The sequence below is a fragment of the Streptomyces thermocarboxydovorans genome, from assembly GCF_039524635.1.
Classification (GTDB): domain Bacteria; phylum Actinomycetota; class Actinomycetes; order Streptomycetales; family Streptomycetaceae; genus Streptomyces; species Streptomyces thermocarboxydovorans.
This window is the reverse complement of record NZ_BAAAGU010000003.1, coordinates 127,649-146,005: the sequence shown is the minus strand read 5'-3', so window position 1 is coordinate 146,005 and position 18,357 is coordinate 127,649. Positions and strand designations below refer to the sequence as shown.

The window sequence follows — 18,357 nt, the reverse complement described above, 5'->3', positions numbered from 1 at the left end:
GTACGGCGATTCGGCCAACCGGCGGCCGGTACACGCCGGTGTCAGGGCTCGCGCCAGCCCTTGAGCACCATCTTGAACTGCTCGGCGGTCGTCGCCCAGTCCCCGGCCGGGGAGGCCATGTAGAGCGCGTACTCGACGCCCTCGTGCGAGAGATACATGTGGTCGATCGCCCGGTACCGGCCGGGGAAGGGCGTGTCCTTGGCGAGCGCCGTCCAGCTGTGGTCCAGACGGGCGCTCGGCCGGTCGCGGTAGACGTCGCGCTCGAGACTGATCCGCCGGTAGTCGACGAGCCGCTGCCCCAGCTGCCAGTCGAGGGACTTCAGATGCTCGAAGGGGTCGTCGAAGTCCGGGGCCTCGTCGATGGCGATGCGCAGGAAGTGCTTGCCGCCGTCGGGCGAGTAGTCGACCTGGCCGGTCTCCTCGTCGTAACTGCGCTGCCAGTCCTCGCCGGGCAGGGCGACGCTGAAGCCGAGCGGGTCGGTGCGCCGCACCCAGCCCTTGGGGAGGCCGGCGGAGGACTCGGTGCCCTTGCTCGCGGAAGCGCTGGGCCGCGGCGACGAGGAGGCGGCCGGCCTGCCTCCGCCGCTGCGGCCCTGGCCCCACTCCTGCAGCACCACCGCGGTGCCGCCGCCGATGACCGCGGCGACGGCGACGACCAGCGCGATCAGACGCCGGCGGCTGCGCCGGGCGGGGCCGGTGGATTGAGCGGCTCCAGTGGCTCCGGTGGCCCCCGTGGCAGACGCGCCCGCGCCGGGGTGGCCGGTGTGCGGTGAGCCGGGAGCGACGGGGACGGTGGCGCCGGACGCGGTCGCGGTCGCGTAGGGCGGCTGCCCCGGTGTCGTGGCATGGGGTGACGGTGCGGCCGCCGGTGCCGTCGGGTACGGGTGTGGTGCGGCGGTCCGGCCGGTCGGGTGCGGCGACTGCGCCGCCGTGCGCCCCGTGGCGTGCGGCGGCTGGACGGTCGTCGCGCCGGTCGGCTGGGTGTGGCGGCCGACGGTCCCGTTCGTGCCGGTCTCGTGCGGCAGGGGCTGGCGCGCCGCCCCGGCCGGTGCGTACAGCGGCGCCGCGTCGGGTTCGCGTCCCTGCGCGACCTCGGCCAGCATCCGCTCGGCGGTGGCGGCGTCGGGGCGGTCGGCCGGGTCCTTCAGCAGCAGCGCGTTGATGACGGGGGCCAGCGGTCCCGCGTGCCGCGGCTCGTCGGCCTCCTCCTCGACGACCGCCTGCATGGTGCTCAGCGGCGAGGTGCGGCGGAACGGCGAATTGCCCTCCACCGCCGTGTACAGGGTGGCGCCGAGTGCCCACAGGTCGGAGGCCGGGCCGGGGTCGTGGCCGCGGACCCGCTCGGGCGCCAGGTAGTCGACCGAGCCGACGACCTCTCCGGTCCGGGTGATGGCGGTGTCGCCGTCGATCTGCGCGATACCGAAGTCGGTGAGCAGCACCCGCCCGTCGTCGCCGAGGAGAACGTTGCCGGGCTTGACGTCCCGGTGCAGTACGCCCGCCGAGTGAGCGGCGCGCAACGCGCGTAGCACCCACATGCCGATCCGTGCCGCCTCGCGCGGCTCGACGCGGCCCTCCTCCATGACCTTGTCCGCCAGCGAGCGGCCCTCGACCAGCTCCATGACGATCCACGGCCGGTTGTCGTGCTCCAGCACGTCGTGCACGGTGACGACGGCGGAGTGGTTGATCCGCGCCGCCGCGCGCGCCTCGGCCCGGGTCCGGGCGAGCAGCATCGCCTGCTCGCTGTCGGATACGTAGAGAGCGGCGGTGAGTTCCTTGATGGCGACGGAACGGTGCAGCACCTCGTCGTGCGCCCGCCACACCCGGCCCATGCCACCGCTGCCGATGGACGCGGCGAGCCGGTAGCGGCCCGCGACGAGCGAGCCCTGCATCTGATTCACGTTGCCCCGCAATGGTCTTGACAGGGGTCAGGGTAGGGACCAAGCCCTGTCCTGGGAACCGGCGGGGTGGCAAGGAGACCGCACTGTGATGGTTCTCGCTGTTCAAGGCGCCGGACAACCACAGGGGGTACGGATGCGTGCGTTCTCCGTCGTCATCGAGGAACTCGCGCGTCCGGTTTCGCGCGGCCCACCGATCATTTCCGGCCGGCTGCGCGGTGCCCGGCGGAGGCGGCCGGGCAGTCTCCGATAGCTGATCCGCCTGCCCGGCGGGGGCCGCCTCCCACGGCTGAGCAGCCTGCCAGCGGGGGCGGCCTCCCACGGCTGAGCCGCCGGACCCCGCCTCAGCCGGTGAACCGGTAGGTGGCCGCCGCCTGTTCGTACAGCCGGGTCACCTCGTCCCGCTCGCCCTCCGGTCCGCGGACCTGGATCACGTGGTAGCGGCCGTCGATCAGCGCGGCGAGGTTGCGGACGTACAGGTCGTCGCCGTCGCCGGCGGTCCAGGTGAACTGCCCCTCGGCCATGGTGCGTCCGCCCACCTCGATGGTCTTCAGCCCGGTGGAGGTGGCCCAGCTGGAGTCGCGGTACGGCTGGAGTTCACGCTCGTCGTCCCGCTGATAGGCCATGGGATCGCTCCCGTAGCGCTCCGCGCTGTCCCGGCCCGGCACCACGATCAGCTCGAAGTCGCCGCGGGAGTAGACGATCTGGCCGCTGCCGTTCTTCCCGGTGCGCTGCCACTTCTCGGCAACGGCGATCTGGAACCCCTCGGGGTCCTTGCGCAGCGTGAAGCCCTCGGCGACCTCGGGGACGGTGGTCTGGGTCTCGGTGGAGCCGGCCGACTCCTCCGGGCTGCTCGCGGTACGGCTCTTCGGCGTCTCCTGCTTCCGCCCGGCCTCGTCATCGCTGCCGGGCGCGCCTCCCGCCGCCCGCGACGGCGGCGCCTGGCTGACTCCTCCGGCGGGCTGGGCGCCCGAGGTGTCCTCGCCCGCCTTCGGCATGAACAGCGTGGCGTAGGCGACGGCACCGGCCAGCAGGAGCAGCACCAGCAGGAGCAGGGTACGGCCGAGCCGGTGCGGGGAACGGGTGCGCTGCTTGGCCCGCTTGTGCCGGCCGTGGTGGGCGGGGAGCCCGGCCCGCCGCTTGCGCACCAGCTCGCCCCGGCGGCGCACCACCGGCAGCCGGCTGGTCTCCAGGGGCGGCGCGGTGATCACATTCAGCCCGGCATCCGGCTCGGGCGCCGAGCGCACCAGCGAACGCAGCCAGCCACGCAGTTCCTCGACGTCCGGCCGCTCGGTGGGGTCCTGCCGCAGCAGCGACTCCACGATCGGCCGGAGCGGCCCGCACTCCTCGGCGAAGGCGGGCGGCTCGGCGCACACCATCTGCACCAGCTCGGCCGTGGACTCCTCCGGGTACGGGGCGTGTCCCTGCACGGCCCGGAACAGCAGCGCACCGAGCGCCCACAGGTCGGTGGCGGGGCCGATCGGCGGGGCCAGCTGCCAGTTCTCGTGCACCGGCCCGGCCTGCTCCGGCGCCCACCGCTCGGTCACCGGGCCGACGACGGCCATCCGTGCCTGCCGCGCCCGCTCGGCGGCCAACGCGCTGGTGGGCCCGCGCGGTACCGGGTTCTGCGCCGCCAGCTCGTCCCAGCGCGCGGGCGCCAGCGGGGCGGGGCTGCGGTCGGCACCAGGAGCCGGGGCGGCCTCGTCGGAACCGGCGGACGGAAGCGCGGTGCGTGCCTGAGCGCCGGCGCCGAGCGCGGGCGCGGTGCTGCCGATGCCCGTGCCGGTGCGGGATGCGGCGCCGGGCCGGCCGGCGCCGGCCACGCCGTAGGGGTCGGCGATCTGGCCCGGCGGCTGGGTGCCCGTGGACGCCGGGCCCGCTCCGCTGCCGCCGCCCGTAACGCCGGACACGCCGGGAGCGCCGGGGCCGCTCCCCTGCTGTCCCGGGCCCGCGGGATACGGCACCTGCGTGGAGTACGGGGACTGGGTGGACCCGTTGGTGTGGGGCCCGGTGCTGCCGGGGGCCGCGGGGAGTTGGCCGGGCGACGCGGTCCGGCCGCCCTCCGGCGCCGTGCGGGCACCCGGCAGGGCGGTGGAGGCCCGGCCGCTCTGCTGTGCCTCCTGCACCCGGGCGGCGGCGCGCGCCCCCGCCCGGTACGCGGCGATCGCCCCGGCCCGGGCCGCCCTGATGTCCCCGGCGCTGCCGAGCGCCCGGGGAGCCGTCACGGCGGGAACGCCGCCGCCTGATGTGCCGTCCCCGCTCGCGCGCAGGTGCCCGGCCCGCGCCTCGATGGCGGCCCGGCGCAGGGCCTCGGGGTCGCTCCGGGGAGCCGGTGCGGCGGTTCCGGACGGTCCGCCGGAGGATCCGGGCGGCCAGGCTCCGTTGCGTTGCGCGCCCGGCGCTCCGGGGGGCGTATCCGGGGCGGAAGCCCGGACTCCGGAGCCCTGCGGCCCTTCGGAGCCGTGCGATCCCTCGGAGCCCGGGGGCGGCGGCACCGGGTCGTAGCCGCACAGCGCCTCCTCGGCCGCGCCGACCGCGAGACCGGTGAGCATCACCCGGCCGTCGTCGCAGACCAGCACCGTGCGCGCGGTGATGTTGCGGTGCACCCAGCCGTGCGCGTGCAGCGCCCGCAGTGCCATCAGCACGTCGGAGGCGACCTCCGCCGCCCGGTACGGCGTCAGCGGCTTCTCGGCGAGCAGTGCGGCCAGCGGGCGCGCGGCCACCAGCTCACTGACCACCCACAGCGAGCCGCCCTCGGCGAAGACGTCGAAGACCTGGTCGAGCCGGGGATGGTCCGGGATGGCGGCCGCCGCCTGCGCGGCCTCCACGGCCCGCCGCACGACCGGGTCCGTGGGCCGGCGGGTGCTCGACCGGGCGGGCGGGCGGCCCGGGTCGCGCCGCGCGCCGCCGTCCCGTGCGGTGAAGCCCTCCGGCAGCCCCTCGGCGTCGAGCACCTCGGCCTCGACGACCTCCGGCAACGGCACCTGCCTGACCAGGACTTCCTGCCCGCTGTAGGTGTCGAAGGCGCGGGTCTCGGTGAGTTCGTACTCGTCGGACGGCGGCAGCGGCAGGCGGTAGCGGTCGGCGAGAACCCGTCCCGCATAGTCGTCCACGTTGCCTCCCCCGGCAGTGCGGTCGGTCAAATCCGTTCGCCTCGCGACCCGTTCCGGCTGCGTACGGTCCGCAAGCACTCACGATACGTGCCCGAGGCAACCCGCAAAGAGGGGATGCCACATCTCACTTTCCAAACGGGGGTGCGCCCATGCCCCGGAGGGGCTCAGGACTTGGGCTCGAAGGAGCGCGTCAGGGTCCGCCAGGTCTCCCTGCGCTCCTCCTCACCCCACGTCTTGGCCTTCGCCGTGTACATCAGGGCGTACCCCTGCCGGTCGTTGACCACGAAGCCCCGGTCGATGGTCCGCCACTTCGTCCCGTTCTCCACATACGTGAACTCCCAGTCGGCGGCGTTCCAGCCGCGGTAGCCCACCTTCTCTATGCGGATCTTCTTGTACTGCGACCGCACCATGAAGCGTTCCTGGTTCCGCCAGTCCGCCACCGGGTCGGACTTCGGCGTGGACGTCCAGGCGATCAGCAGCTTCTGCCCGTCGGGGCCGGTGAAGCGATCCCCCGCCGCCCCGGTCGACTGGTACTTCCACCCCTCGGGCAGCCCGATCGAGTAGCCCTGGTCGCCCTTGTACGTCTCCTCCGCCGAGGTGTCGTCATCGCCCTCGTCGTCCGAGGAGCCGTCCGACGAACCGTCCGAGGAGCCGTCCGACGCTCCGTCACCGGCGCCACCGCCCGCGGGCGCACCCGTCCCGGCCGGCTCGGTCGCGGAGCCGTCGGTACCGGTGCCGTCCTTGTCGTCGCCCTTGGTCCGGGGGCCGGCCGACGCGTCCGCGGTCGCCGCGGCACCCTTCCCGGCGGCCTTGCCGTCGTCCTCATCACCGTCGGCGAGAGCGATGCCGATCACCACTCCGATCACGGCCAGCAGCACGATCACGGCGATGGCGACCAACGTCTGCCGCGGCACCACATCGGTGATCGACGCCCGGGGCGCGGGACGGGCCGGGAGGTCCGGCGGGGTCATCGTCGGCCAGCCCGAACTCGCGCCCTTGGCCGCGGGCTGCGCCGCCGACGGCTCGTCCGCCGTCCCGGCCCCGGAGCCGCCACTCGTGCCGGAGTCCTTGCCGGCCGCCCCGGCCGCGCCCGTGCCGGTGGACGCGGTGCCCGCCGAGGGCGCCCCGCTCCCCGTGCCCGCCTTTGCCGAGTCGGCGGCCGCGGCGGAGCCGTCCGTGCCGGAAGCCCCAGCAGCACCCGCCGACTTGGCGCCGACGGCGGCACCCGTGGCCACGGCGGCCGCCTTGCGCACGGAGCGCAACGCGCCCCGCAGCCGCTCCCCGGCCTCCTCGCCCCGCTTGCCGCCGGGCCGCGCCGCCCGCTCACCGGGCTGCTCCGGCAGCGGCACCACCTTGGTGGCGTCCGCGGGCTCGGCCTCCTCCTTCTCGGGCGTGTGGATGACCGCGTTCAGCATGGCCCGCGCCCCGGCGTCGTCGAGCCGCTTCTCCGGGTCCTTGGTGAGCAGCCCGTGGATGACGTCCCTGAGCGGTCCCGCGTTCTTCGGCTCCTCGAGCGGCTCGGTCATCACCGCCGTGAGCGTGGCGATCGCGGAGCCCTTGTCGTAGGGCGGGACTCCCTCCACCGCCGCGTAGAGCAGTCCGCCGAGCGACCACAGGTCGGCCGCCGGGCCCGGCTTGTGGCCGCGGGCGCGCTCCGGGGAGATGTAGGAGGGCGCGCCGACCAGCATGCCGGTCGAGGTGATGGACGGGTCGCCCTCGACCTGGGCGATGCCGAAGTCGGTGAGCACGACCCGGCCGTCGTCGGCGATGAGCACGTTCGACGGCTTCACGTCGCGGTGCAGGATGCCCTGCCGGTGCGCGGACCGCAGCACGTCGAGCACGGCGAGCCCGACCTCCGCCGCCCGTCTGGGCTCGAGCAGGCCGTCCTCCCGGATGACCTCGGCGAGCGACTTGCCCTCGACCAGCTCCATCACGATCCAGGGCCGGTCGTCCTCCTGGACCACGTCGAAGACGGTCACCGCGCTGTTGTTGCGGATCCGCGCGATCGCCTTGGCCTCACGCAGCGTTCGCGTGATCAGCCGCCGTTTCTCGTCCTCGTCGATGTTGGACGGGAACCGGAGCTCCTTGACGGCGACCGTCCGCCCCAGGGTCTCGTCCTCGGCCCGCCACACCGTCCCCATGCCGCCGCGGCCGAGCACTTCTCCCAGCCGGTACCGCCCGGCGAGGAGACGTGCGCTCTCGTCCGTACGGGATGTTCCCGCCCGCTCCGCCTCCGACATGCGTCCCCTCATGCAACCCGCCCTGACAGAGCCTTCATTGTCTCTCACGCGACAAGCGGCCGGCGCTCAGGGTGCCCCACGCGCCGTCCCGGTCCGCCCGCCCCGGTGACCCGGGTGAGCAAGGCGTTCCGCCACCCTGCATGATGGGGCCCCCGACGACGGAGGGACCGGGATGCAGCCGCTGCGGACACTACTGGCCGTTCCTGTGTCCCTGGCCCTGCTCGCCCTCGCCCCGGGGGCCTCCTCGGCCCCCTCCGTCTCGCCCGCGGACGAGCTGGTCCCGCAGCCGGTCGCACGGGGCGGTGCGCCGGGAGCGGCCCTGCTCGCCCAGACGGAGGACGGCTCGCGCTACGCCCAGGCCGGCCAGGGCATCACGCGCACCGACCACTTCCGCGCGGGCAGCATCACCAAGACGTTCATCGCGACGGTGGTGCTGCAACTGGCCGAGGAAGGCCGTCTGTCGCTGTCGGACACCGTGGAGGAGCATCTGCCGGGGCTGGTGCGGGGAGCCGGGAACGACGGCCGCGCGCTGACCCTGCGTTCCCTGCTCGCGCACACCAGCGGCCTGTACGACTTCACCGTCCAGACCCGGGGCACGGTCCCCGTGACGCCCCTTCAGGCTCTGCGCATCGCTCTCACCCACCCTCCGGCCGCCAAGGGCCGCTTCTCCTACTCGAACACCAACTACGTCCTGCTCGGCCTGGTCATAGAACGGGTCACCGGCCGTTCCTACGCCGCCGAGGCCGAGCGGCGCATCCTCGCTCCGCTGGGTCTGACGGGCACCTCCTTCCCCGGCTCCGAAAGCTCCCTTCCCTCACCGCACGGCCGCGCCTACAGCTCCGGCGGAGCCGACGTCACCGAGCTCGACCCGCGGGTGGCCGGCGCGGCGGGCGAGCTGGTGACCACACTCGCCGACCTGAACCGCTTCTACGGGGCGCTGCTGGGCGGTGAGCTGCTCTCCCCGCGGATGCTGCGTGAGATGCTCGACACCCGTGCCGCACGCGGCTCGTACGGCCTGGGCCTGTATCCCGAGAAACTTCCGTGCGGCACGACCGTGTGGGGACACAACGGACGCATCCTGGGCAGCTACGTGCGCACCGCAGCCACCGCGGACGGCCGGCGGGTCCTCACCTTCCGGCTGAACACGGACACGATGGACGATCCCGGCCTCGAACCCGCGGTGCTCGCGGCCGAGTTCTGCCCTCGCACCCCGTAGAACGAGCGGGTTCCGAACGAAGGTCCCGGTTCGCGACACTCGTTCGAGTGAACGTGGAGGGGCGGCTCCGCCGGCCGACGAGAACAACCGCCCGGCACCGCCGCCCGGCACCACCACGGAACCGTCACAGCGGCACGATGTCCGGCGCCCCCAGCCGTGCCGCGTCCGCCGTCAGGTCGTCCGGCTGGCGCTGCGACTCGCGCTCCGCCTCCACCCGCTTCTCGTAGTGCTGCACCTCGCGCTCGATCCGGTCCTTGTCCCAGCCCAGCACCGGTGCCATCAGCTCGGCGGCCTCCCGGGCGCAGCGGGTGCCCCGGTCGAACGTCTCGATGGAGATGCGGGTGCGCCGGGTCAGCACGTCGTCCAGGTGCCGTGCTCCCTCGTGGGAGGCGGCGTAGGTGATCTCGGCGCGCAGATAGTCGTCGGCCGACTGCAGGGGCTCGCCCAGGGAGTGGTCCGAGGCGATGAGGTCCAGGATCTCCTCGGTGAGTGAGCCGTAGCGGTTGAGCAGGTGCTCCACGCGCACCGTGTGCAGTCCGGTGCGGGCGGCGATGCGGGCCCGTGCGTTCCACAGCGCCCGGTATCCCTCGGCGCCGAGCAGCGGGGTGTCCTCGGTGACACAGTCGGCGACGCGCATGTCCAGGCCGTGCACGGCGGCGTCCACCGCGTCCTTGGCCATCACGCGGTAGGTCGTGTACTTGCCGCCGGCGACCACGACCAGACCGGGCACCGGGTGGGCCACGCTGTGCTCGCGCGACAGCTTGCTGGTGGCGTCGGACTCGCCGGCCAGCAGTGGCCGCAGACCGGCGTACACGCCCTCGACGTCGTCCCTGGTGAGCGGCACGGCGAGCACCGAGTTGACGTGTTCGAGGAGATAGTCGATGTCGGCGCTGGAGGCGGCCGGGTGGGCCTTGTCGAGGTCCCAGTCGGTGTCGGTGGTCCCGATGATCCAGTGCCGGTCCCAGGGGATGACGAACAGCACGGACTTCTCGGTGCGCAGGATGAGCCCGGTCCTGGAGTGGATGCGGTCCTTGGGGACGACGAGGTGGATGCCCTTGGAGGCCCGGACGTGGAACTGGCCGCGCTCGCCGACCATCGCCTGGGTGTCGTCGGTCCACACGCCGGTGGCGTTGACGATCTGCTTGGCGCGGACCTCGTACTCGCCGCCGCCCTCCACGTCCTGCACCCGGGCGCCGACGACCCGCTCGCCCTCGCGCAGGAAGCCGGTGACGCGGGCCCGGTTGGCGACCTTGGCACCGTAGGCGGCGGCGGTGCGCACCAGGGTCGCCACATAGCGGGCGTCGTCCATCTGGGCGTCGTAGTACTGCAGGGCGCCGACCAGCGCGTCCTTCTTCAGGCAGGGCGCCACTCTGAGGGCGTGACGGCGGCTGAGGTGCCGGTGCAGGGGCAGTCCCCGGCCGTGTCCGCGGGCCATGGACATCACGTCGTAGAGGGCGACGCCCGATCCGGCGTAGAGCCGCTCCCAGCCCTTGTGCCGGAGCGGGTAGAGGAAGGGCACCGGCTTGACCAGGTGCGGCGCGAGCCGCTCCAGCAGCAGGCCGCGCTCCTTCAGCGCCTCCCGCACCAGCCCGAAGTCGAGCATCTCCAGATAGCGCAGGCCGCCGTGGATCAGCTTGCTGGACCGGCTGGAGGTGCCTGACGCCCAGTCACGCGCCTCGACCAGTCCCGTGGACAGGCCGCGCGTCACGGCGTCCAGCGCGGTGCCCGCGCCGACCACACCGCCGCCCACCACCAGCACGTCCAGCTCGCGCTCGGCCATGGATGCCAGTGACTCGGCGCGCTGCGCCGGCCCCAGTATCGCTGTCCTCACCGCTGCCTCCCGCTCATCGGTCGCGTCGGCCGCACCCGTCGGGCGAAGCCCGGTCCCCCTGTCTCATGCCCAAATTGTGACCGGCTTGCCCGACTTCAGCCACCAGGGGCCCCCAGCCTGTGGACAACCACTCGGGACGACTCACCGAATTTCGGCCGACCAATCCCGCAAATCGGTCATATTTACTCCTAGTCTGACATTGCGCTCGCTCGTTCTGTCCACACGGCTTGCGCACCTGTCCCACTTCGGCTACTGGGAAGGACGGCCCACGCCATGCCCGCAGATCTCGCCGTCATCGGACTCGGCCCGTACGGCCTGCCCCTGGCCCAGGCCGCCGTCGCCGCCGGGATTCCGACCGTCGGTTACCGGACCGGCCCCGAGGCGGGCTCCCTCAGCCCGGCCGAGGTGCGCCGGATGCTCGCGCAGGGATTCCGCGTCACCGCCGCCCCGGCGGAGCTGGGCCGGGTGCGCACCGCGGTCATCTGCGCGCCGGCCCCGCGCGGCGCGGACGGCGCGCTCGACCTGAGCCAGGTGGAGACCGCCGCCCGCACCCTCGCCGCGCGGCTGCGCCCGCACACCACCGTGATCCTGGAGTCCCCCGTGCCGCCCGGCACCACCGAGGGCTTCCTGCGGGAGCTGCTCGAGTCGGAGTCCGGGCTGCGCGCGGGGCGCGACTTCCACCTCGCCTACTCCCCCCACCGCCTCGACCCCGGCAACCGCGACGTCACGCCCGCCAACACGCCGAAGGTCATCGGCGGGCTCACCTCCGCCTGCACCGAGTCCGCAGCGGCCTTCTACGGGCGGATCACCGACAAGGTGGTCCGGGCGCGCGGACTGCGGGAGGCGGAGACGGTGCAGGTCCTGGAGACGAACTTCCGGCACGTCAACATCGCGCTGGTCAACGAGATGGCCGTGCTCTGCCATGAGCTGGGCGTCGACCTGTGGGACGTCATCCGCTGCGCGGAGACCAAGCCGTTCGGGTTCCAGGCGTTCCGCCCCGGCCCCGGCGTCGGCGGCCACGCGGTTCCCCAGGACCTCACCGCGCACGCCGGCCGCCCCCTGCGGATGGCGGAGCTGGCCCAGGAGGTCAACAGCCGCATGCCGCGCTACGTCGTGCAGCGGGCCGCCGCGCTGCTCAACGAGCACGGCAAGTCCGCGCGCGGCGCACGCGTCCTGCTCCTCGGCGTCACCTACAAGCCCGACCTCGCCGACCAGCAGGGCACACCCGCGCGGGAGATCGCGATCCGCCTGATGGACCTCGGCGCCTCGGTCAGCTACCACGACCCGCACGTCCCGTCCTGGAACGTCCTTGACCGCCCCCTCCCCCGCGCCGACTCCCTCTACGAGGCCGCCGCCGACGCCGACCTCACCATCCTCCTCCAGCAGCACCGCACCTACGACCTCCAGGGCCTGTCCGTGAAGGCCCAGCTCCTGCTCGACACACGGGGGGCCACACCCACGGGGGCGGCGCATCGGTTGTGAGCGCGGGGCGCGGGGCAGGGCCGTGCGACTGCGGTTTGTGGTGTGCGGGACGGCGCATGGGTACCGTAGGCGTGGGTGGAGCCCACGCAGGGGCTGGCTGCGGCAGGCTCCCGATGGTGCACGGAGTGTCCGCCCCTGGCTGTCGTGGGGGCGGCCGCTCACCATCCGAAGATCCGCAAGATCAACCTCCTCCGGTACTTCACCATCCGAAGACGGGTCCGATCCCAGCGAGTGGGCTTGCGGTGGCGTCCCATGGGAGCCCCCTTCCACGTCACCGCCCAGTAGCCCGGTGGACGGTCCGTCGGAATCGGGGCCGGGCCCCGAGGGGACGGGGCCGGACCTGGTCCTTGGAAGGGGGCTCCCAGACGAGCCTGGGCGCCGCTGCCCACGTCAGCCGCTTCACGCAGGCGGACCAGCGCGAATCCGTCCCGAAGACAACCGCGCTCCCCTGGTGCTACTGGCGCCCCCGACAACCGCAGCCGAGACAGACAGAGGGCCGGTCACCCACTCGGGTGACCGGCCCTCGGAGGCTTGCGTGTGCCCGCCGGTCAGCGCCGGTGCTGGGAGTCGGCGACGGTGACCTCGACGCGCTGGAACTCCTTCAGCTCGCTGTAGCCGGTGGTGGCCATGGCGCGGCGCAGGGCGCCGAAGAGGTTCATGGAGCCGTCGGGGGTGTGGGACGGGCCGGTGAGGATCTCCTGCAGCGTGCCGACCGTGCCGAGGTCGACCTTCTTGCCGCGCGGCAGCTCCTCGTTCACCGCCTCCATGCCCCAGTGGTGGCCCCTGCCCGGAGAGTCGGTCGCGCGGGCGAGCGGGGAGCCCATCATCACCGCGTCGGCGCCGCAGGCGATCGCCTTGGGCAGGTCGCCGGACCAGCCGACACCGCCGTCCGCGATCACATGCACATAGCGGCCGCCGGACTCGTCCATGTAGTCGCGCCGGGCCGCGGCCACATCGGCGACCGCGGTGGCCATCGGGACCTGGATGCCCAGCACATTGCGCGTGGTGTGCGCGGCACCGCCGCCGAAGCCGACCAGGACACCGGCGGCACCGGTGCGCATCAGGTGCAGGGCCGCCGTGTAGGTGGCGCAGCCGCCGACGATCACCGGCACGTCGAGCTCGTAGATGAACTGCTTCAGGTTCAGCGGCTCGTGCGAGCCGGAGACGTGCTCCGCGGAGACCGTGGTGCCGCGGATGACAAAGATGTCCACGCCCGCGTCCACGACGGCCTTGGAGAACTGGGCGGTGCGCTGCGGGGAGAGCGCGGCGGCGGTGACCACACCCGAGTCGCGCACCTCCTTGATGCGCTGCCCGATCAGCTCCTCCTTGATCGGCGCGGCGTAGATCTCCTGGAGGCGGCGGGTGGCGGAGTCGGCCGGCAGCTCGGCGATCTCGTCGAGCAGCGGCTGCGGGTCCTCGTAGCGGGTCCACAGGCCCTCGAGGTTCAGCACGCCGAGGCCGCCGAGCTCGCCGATGCGGATGGCCGTGTCCGGCGAGACCACGGAGTCCATGGGGGCGGCCAGGAAGGGCAGCTCGAAGCGGTAGGCGTCGATCTGCCAGGCGATCGAGACCTCCTTCGGGTCCCGCGTACGGCGGCTGGGGACGACGGCGATGTCGTCGAAGGCGTACGCCCTGCGGCCGCGCTTGCCGCGCCCGATCTCGATCTCAGTCACGTCTGTGGCCTTTCCCTGATGCGTTGCAGCGTCTTCCAGTATCGCCGACGCATGCGACAGGGGCGGCCCCGGTGCTCCCGGGGGCCCGCCCCTGCTCCGCGCCGCACGGCCTGGCCGGACCGCGCTTCACGATGTCGCCGACCGGCGCCTCACGGCATCTCGCCGTCCGGCGCCGCACGACTTCTCCCAGCCGCACCTCACCCGCGTACGGCGGCCGCACGGCCGGCCGCGCGGGCGGGGCTCAGTTGCTGCTGTAGTTCGGCGCCTCGACCGTCATCTGGATGTCGTGCGGGTGGCTCTCCTTGAGCCCCGCCGAGGTGATCCGGACGAAGCGGCCCTTGGTCTGCATCTCGCCGATGGTGGCGGCGCCCACGTAGCCCATGGTCTGGCGGAGACCGCCGACCAGCTGGTGCAGCACATTGGCCAGCGGGCCGCGGTAGGGCACCTGGCCCTCGACGCCCTCGGGCACCAGCTTGTCGTCGGAGGAGACCTCCGCCTGGAAGTAGCGGTCCTTGGAGTACGACTTGCCCTGGCCGCGCGACTGCATGGCGCCGAGCGAGCCCATGCCGCGGTACGACTTGTACTGCTTGCCGTTGATGAACAGCAGCTCGCCGGGGGACTCCTCGCAGCCCGCGAGCAGGCTGCCCAGCATCACCGTGTCGGCGCCGGCGGCGAGCGCCTTGCCGATGTCGCCGGAGTACTGCAGACCGCCGTCGCCGATCAGCGGGATGCCCGCCGGGCCGGCGGCGAGGGAGGCCTCGTAGATCGCGGTGACCTGCGGGACGCCGATGCCGGCCACCACACGCGTGGTGCAGATGGAGCCGGGGCCCACGCCCACCTTGATGCCGTCGACACCGGCGTCGATCAGCGCCTGCGCGCCCTCCCGGGTGGCGACGTTGCCGCCGATCACATCGACCGCCACGGCCGACTTGATCTTCGACATCCAGCTGAGCGCGTTGCTGTTGTGGCCGTGGGAGGTGTCGACCACCAGGAAGTCCACACCGGCCTCGGTGAGCGCCTGGGCGCGCTCCAGCGCCTCGGGGCTGGCGCCCACGGCGGCGCCGACGAGCAGCCGGCCCTCGGCGTCCTTGGCGGCGTTCGGGTACTTCTCCGCCTTGACGAAGTCCTTGACCGTGATCAGGCCCTTGAGGATGCCCTCGTCGTCGACGAGCGGAAGCTTCTCGATCTTGTGGCGGCGCAGCAGCTCCATGGCGTCCACACCGGAGATGCCGACCTTGCCGGTGACCAGCGGCATCGGGGTCATTACCTCGCGCACCTGGCGGCTGCGGTCGGTCTCGAAGGCCATGTCGCGGTTGGTCACGATGCCCAGCAGCTTGCCCGCCGGGTCGGTGACCGGGACACCGCTGATGCGGAACTTGGCGCACAGCGCGTCGGCCTCGGCGAGCGTGGCCTCGGGGTGCACCGTGATGGGGTCGGTGACCATGCCGGACTCGGACCGCTTCACCAGGTCGACCTGGTTGACCTGGTCCTCGATGGACAGATTGCGGTGCAGTACGCCGACGCCGCCCAGACGGGCCATCGCGATCGCCATACGCGCCTCGGTGACCTTGTCCATGGCGGCGGACAGAAGCGGGATGTTGACCCGGACATTGCGGGAGATTCGGGACGAGGTGTCGACCGCGTTGGGGAGCACCTCGGATGCGCCCGGCAGCAGCAGCACGTCGTCGTAGGTCAGCCCGAGAGTCGCGAACTTTTCGGGCACGCCGTCGACGTTGGCAGTCATGACACCTTCCCCAAATGGCCTTGATCGGTGCGGATGTCCATGCTAACGGGAAGCGGAGGTGTCTCATTCCACGGTTTCGCACGGCTCCGGCCTTCGTACGTTCCTACGGGAACCGTTACGGAAACGCCCGCCCGCCGGTTCACTCGCCAAGCCGTGGCCCAGCGGCGGTGATTACTGCTCCGCCAGCGCGCGCAGCCGGCTCAGCGCCCTGTGCTGCGCCACCCGGACCGCGCCGGGTGACATTCCCAACATCTGTCCAGTCTCCTCCGCCGTGAGGCCGACCGCGATGCGCAGCAGCAGCAGCTCGCGCTGGTTCTCGGGCAGGTTGGCGAGGAGTTTCTTGGCCCACTCGGCGTCGCTGCTGAGCAGCGCGCGCTCCTCCGGGCCCAGGGAGTCGTCGGGACGTTCGGGCATCTCGTCCGAGGGCACGGCGGTGGAGCCGGGGTGGCGCATCGCGGCGCGCTGCAGGTCGGCGACCTTGTGGGCGGCGATGGCGAAGACGAACGCCTCGAAGGGGCGCCCGGTGTCCCGGTAGCGGGGCAGCGCGAGCAGCACCGCGACACAGACTTCCTGGGCGAGGTCCTCGACGAAGTGACGGGCGTCCCCGGGCAGCCGGGACAGCCGGGTGCGGCAGTAGCGCAGGGCAAGCGGGTGAACGTGGGCGAGCAGATCGTGCGTGGCCTGCTCATCGCCCTCGACGGCGCGATGGACGAGTGCACCGATCGCCCCCTGGGCAGTGCCCGCCTCGTCCTCGCGCATCGGTCCATGGTGCCTTGCGGACTCAGAGTCCGTGACACCACGTCCCTCGTTGTGCACCGAAGCGTTATGAGCAGGTGCGCCGGAACTCATCCCCTGCGCCCTCCCCTTCCGCTCGTCCGACTCGTCCCCGAGGAACTCCACACCTCAAGGATGCGTCATCCGCGGCGAAACGAGCAGCGGGCATCCGGCGATCGCCGCCGATGCCCTGGTGGGCGCGATGTGCGGCGCCTTCAGCACGGTGTGAACGGTCCGCCTGGGGACCTGTCGTCCGGATCGGCCGGGGCCTGGGGGCGCTGCAGCGGGTCCGCGCCGGCGCCCCGTGCGCCCTTCCGGGTGCCCCACCGGGTGCCCTTCGGGGGTGGGAGCGCCGCCGCCGTTCGCGAGCCGCGCACGAGGTGCACGATGCGTACGAGTCGCACGGCGCGTACGAGTCCGACGTCTCACGCAACGTGGACAGCGGGTTCGGCTCGGACAGCCGGGACGATCCGCACGGCGCGTGCGGCGGGCCCGACGTGAGCGGTGCGCGCCGCGAGTACGAATTGCGCGGCGCGCAAGCCCCGTACGGGACGAGACCCGCGTACGGCACATAGAGACCCGCGTACGGCACATACCTCGTGTACGGCACGTATAACCCGCGCCCGGCCCGCAGCCGCACGACCCACGGGAGAGGGCGACCGCACCCGTCCGCACCGGCGGCCGCCCCCGGCACCACGCATGCGAAGAACCCGGGCGGGGGCATCCACATGCCCCCGCTCGCCAGGAGCCGTCTCTTTCGCAGCCGCTCCACGGGCCGCGCCGCAGCCGGTCCGATCCGGAGGACAGGTCCTAGCGCACCAGGCCCCACCGGAATCCGAGCGCCACGGCGTGCGCCCGGTCGGACGCGCCCAGCTTCTTGAACAGCCGCCGGGCGTGCGTCTTGACCGTGTCCTCGGAGAGGAACAGCTCGCGGCCGATCTCCGCGTTGGAGCGGCCGTGACTCATCCCCTCGAGGACCTGGATCTCGCGCGCGGTGAGCGTCGGCGCGGCGCCCATCTCGGCGGAGCGCAGCCGGCGCGGGGCGAGCCGCCAGGTCGGGTCGGCGAGGGCCTGCGTGACCGTGGCCCGCAGCTCGGCGCGGGAGGCGTCCTTGTGCAGATAGCCACGGGCACCGGCGGCCACGGCGAGAGCGACACCGTCGAGATCCTCGGCGACGGTGAGCATGATGATGCGCGCGCCGGGGTCGGCGGACAGCAGTCGCCGGACGGTCTCGACGCCGCCCAGGCCGGGCATGCGTACGTCCATCAGAATCAGGTCCGAGCGGTCGGCGCCCCAGCGGCGGAGGACTTCCTCGCCGTTGGCCGCCGTCGTCACGCGCTCGACGCCGGGCACGGTCGCGACCGCGCGGCGGAGCGCCTCTCGGGCAAGCGGGGAGTCGTCGCAGACGAGGACGGAAGTCATGGCCGCCCTCCGCAGCTGATGCGCGTCACCTTGAGCCTCCAGGCTGGTACGAAATCGTCACCTGTGCGGTCGACCGTCTCGGACGCCCGCCCGAGCGCTTGTTCTTTCAACCGCCTCGCACTCTCAACGACGGTCACTCGAAAGGGTTACGGGGCCGTCTGCCATCTTCGACACTCTACGTGAGGGGGCGGACACGATGGAGATACGCGCGGGAGACCCTCAAGCTTTCATCACAACCCATGCCCCATTCAGACCCTTTTCTTCCCGTTTGCAGGTGTCTGGAGCTAGATTCGCAATGAGTCATATTTTCATCTCCTTGGATCGTAGTTGTACGGTCGTGGACACCGGATCCGCCCAGAACGGCTACAAGGGGTCACGCAATGGCAGATTTCTCCCGCCTTCCCGGACCGAACGCGGACCTGTGGGACTGGCAGCTCCTGGCTGCGTGCCGCGGGGTGGACAGCTCGCTCTTCTTCCACCCGGAGGGCGAACGGGGTGCGGCACGCAGCGCTCGTGAGAACTCGGCCAAAGAGGTCTGCATGAGGTGCCCGGTGCGCGCCGAGTGCGCCGCACACGCGCTGGCGGTGCGCGAACCGTACGGCGTCTGGGGCGGCCTGACCGAGGACGAGCGCGAAGAGTTGATGGGCCGGGCGCGGAACCGGCTGGTGTCGGCCTCGGCGTCGACTGCCGGCGGGCACGCCGCCTCGAAATCCTGAAGGAACGTTTCTGCAGCTCGGGCACGCCACACGTGTTCTTGTTTTTTCGGTGGAGGTGACCACCAGGCGCAGCGCCCTGCGAGCCGATCTGCCACGGCGAGCCGACCCATGACGGTGACCGTGACCGTGGCCGACGGATGACCGTGCGCCGGTCGGGCCGCCGCACTCCACGACACGGCCGCCGGAACGGGCCCCGCCGAACCACCCGGGGCTACCGGGCCCCGCCGAACCACCCAGGGCTACCGGGCCCC

General features: G+C 72.7%; 11 protein-coding genes. 3 read left to right on the top strand and 8 right to left on the bottom strand.

What is annotated here, in order from left to right; all coding sequences use genetic code 11:
* Positions 1-41 precede the first annotated feature (41 nt).
* The 3 genes from ABD198_RS02410 to ABD198_RS02400 all read right to left on the bottom strand — a co-directional run bounded on the left by ABD198_RS02410 (position 42) and on the right by ABD198_RS02400 (position 7,248).
* Positions 42-1,889 (bottom strand): serine/threonine-protein kinase, encoded by a 1,848-nt coding sequence (locus ABD198_RS02410; protein ID WP_343997590.1) that lies wholly within the window; start codon positions 1,887-1,889, stop codon positions 42-44.
* Between the two features lie 350 nt (positions 1,890-2,239).
* Positions 2,240-5,008: a protein kinase gene (locus tag ABD198_RS02405; RefSeq protein WP_343997589.1), complete on the bottom strand. Its 2,769-nt coding sequence runs from the start codon at positions 5,006-5,008 to the stop codon at positions 2,240-2,242.
* 164 nt (positions 5,009-5,172) lie between these two features.
* Positions 5,173-7,248, bottom strand: coding sequence for a serine/threonine-protein kinase (locus ABD198_RS02400; RefSeq protein WP_343997605.1), 2,076 nt, complete (start codon positions 7,246-7,248; stop codon positions 5,173-5,175).
* Positions 7,249-7,420: 172 nt separating this feature from the next.
* Here ABD198_RS02400 and ABD198_RS02395 point away from each other — a divergent pair, with 172 nt between their 5' ends.
* Positions 7,421-8,464: a serine hydrolase domain-containing protein gene (locus ABD198_RS02395; protein WP_343997588.1), complete on the top strand. Its 1,044-nt coding sequence runs from the start codon at positions 7,421-7,423 to the stop codon at positions 8,462-8,464.
* Positions 8,465-8,588: 124 nt separating this feature from the next.
* On the opposite strand, the gene ABD198_RS02390 is transcribed toward ABD198_RS02395, so the two are convergent.
* On the bottom strand, positions 8,589-10,295 hold the full coding sequence (locus ABD198_RS02390; RefSeq protein WP_343997587.1) for a glycerol-3-phosphate dehydrogenase/oxidase: 1,707 nt from the start codon (positions 10,293-10,295) through the stop codon (positions 8,589-8,591).
* A 273-nt stretch (positions 10,296-10,568) separates the two neighbouring features.
* Between ABD198_RS02390 and ABD198_RS02385 the strand changes: the two genes are divergently transcribed.
* On the top strand, positions 10,569-11,777 hold the full coding sequence (locus ABD198_RS02385; RefSeq protein ID WP_343997586.1) for a nucleotide sugar dehydrogenase: 1,209 nt from the start codon (positions 10,569-10,571) through the stop codon (positions 11,775-11,777).
* 548 nt (positions 11,778-12,325) lie between these two features.
* On the opposite strand, the gene ABD198_RS02380 is transcribed toward ABD198_RS02385, so the two are convergent.
* The 4 genes from ABD198_RS02380 to ABD198_RS02365 form a co-directional block, all read right to left on the bottom strand.
* The gene (locus ABD198_RS02380; protein ID WP_343997585.1) at positions 12,326-13,450 is read right to left on the bottom strand and encodes a GuaB3 family IMP dehydrogenase-related protein; all 1,125 of its coding nucleotides are present in this window, start codon (positions 13,448-13,450) and stop codon (positions 12,326-12,328) included.
* Positions 13,451-13,691: 241 nt separating this feature from the next.
* Complete coding sequence (guaB, locus tag ABD198_RS02375; RefSeq protein WP_343997584.1) at positions 13,692-15,194, bottom strand: IMP dehydrogenase; 1,503 nt, start codon at positions 15,192-15,194, stop codon at positions 13,692-13,694.
* A gap of 171 nt (positions 15,195-15,365) precedes the next feature.
* A complete protein-coding gene (locus ABD198_RS02370; protein ID WP_167993801.1) occupies positions 15,366-15,953 on the bottom strand; it encodes a sigma-70 family RNA polymerase sigma factor in 588 nt (195 codons plus the stop codon).
* A gap of 825 nt (positions 15,954-16,778) precedes the next feature.
* Positions 16,779-17,390, bottom strand: a complete 612-nt coding sequence (locus ABD198_RS02365) for a response regulator transcription factor (RefSeq protein ID WP_003948568.1) — start codon at positions 17,388-17,390, stop codon at positions 16,779-16,781.
* Between the two features lie 380 nt (positions 17,391-17,770).
* Here ABD198_RS02365 and ABD198_RS02360 point away from each other — a divergent pair, with 380 nt between their 5' ends.
* Positions 17,771-18,106, top strand: a complete 336-nt coding sequence (locus tag ABD198_RS02360) for a WhiB family transcriptional regulator (protein ID WP_343997583.1) — start codon at positions 17,771-17,773, stop codon at positions 18,104-18,106.
* Positions 18,107-18,357: the final 251 nt, after the last annotated feature.

Excerpts from the sequence above, each read along its gene's own strand:
- ABD198_RS02395 (WP_343997588.1), top strand. The coding sequence starts at position 7,421 with ATGCAGCCGCTGCGGACACTACTGGCCGTTCCTGTGTCCCTGGCCCTG.
- ABD198_RS02385 (WP_343997586.1), top strand. The coding sequence starts at position 10,569 with ATGCCCGCAGATCTCGCCGTCATCGGACTCGGCCCGTACGGCCTGCCC.
- ABD198_RS02400 (WP_343997605.1), bottom strand. The coding sequence starts at position 7,248 with ATGTCGGAGGCGGAGCGGGCGGGAACATCCCGTACGGACGAGAGCGCA.
- ABD198_RS02370 (WP_167993801.1), bottom strand. The coding sequence starts at position 15,953 with ATGCGCGAGGACGAGGCGGGCACTGCCCAGGGGGCGATCGGTGCACTC.
- ABD198_RS02360 (WP_343997583.1), top strand. The coding sequence starts at position 17,771 with ATGGCAGATTTCTCCCGCCTTCCCGGACCGAACGCGGACCTGTGGGAC.
- guaB (WP_343997584.1), bottom strand. The coding sequence starts at position 15,194 with ATGACTGCCAACGTCGACGGCGTGCCCGAAAAGTTCGCGACTCTCGGG.
- ABD198_RS02365 (WP_003948568.1), bottom strand. The coding sequence starts at position 17,390 with ATGACTTCCGTCCTCGTCTGCGACGACTCCCCGCTTGCCCGAGAGGCG.
- ABD198_RS02410 (WP_343997590.1), bottom strand. The coding sequence starts at position 1,889 with ATGCAGGGCTCGCTCGTCGCGGGCCGCTACCGGCTCGCCGCGTCCATC.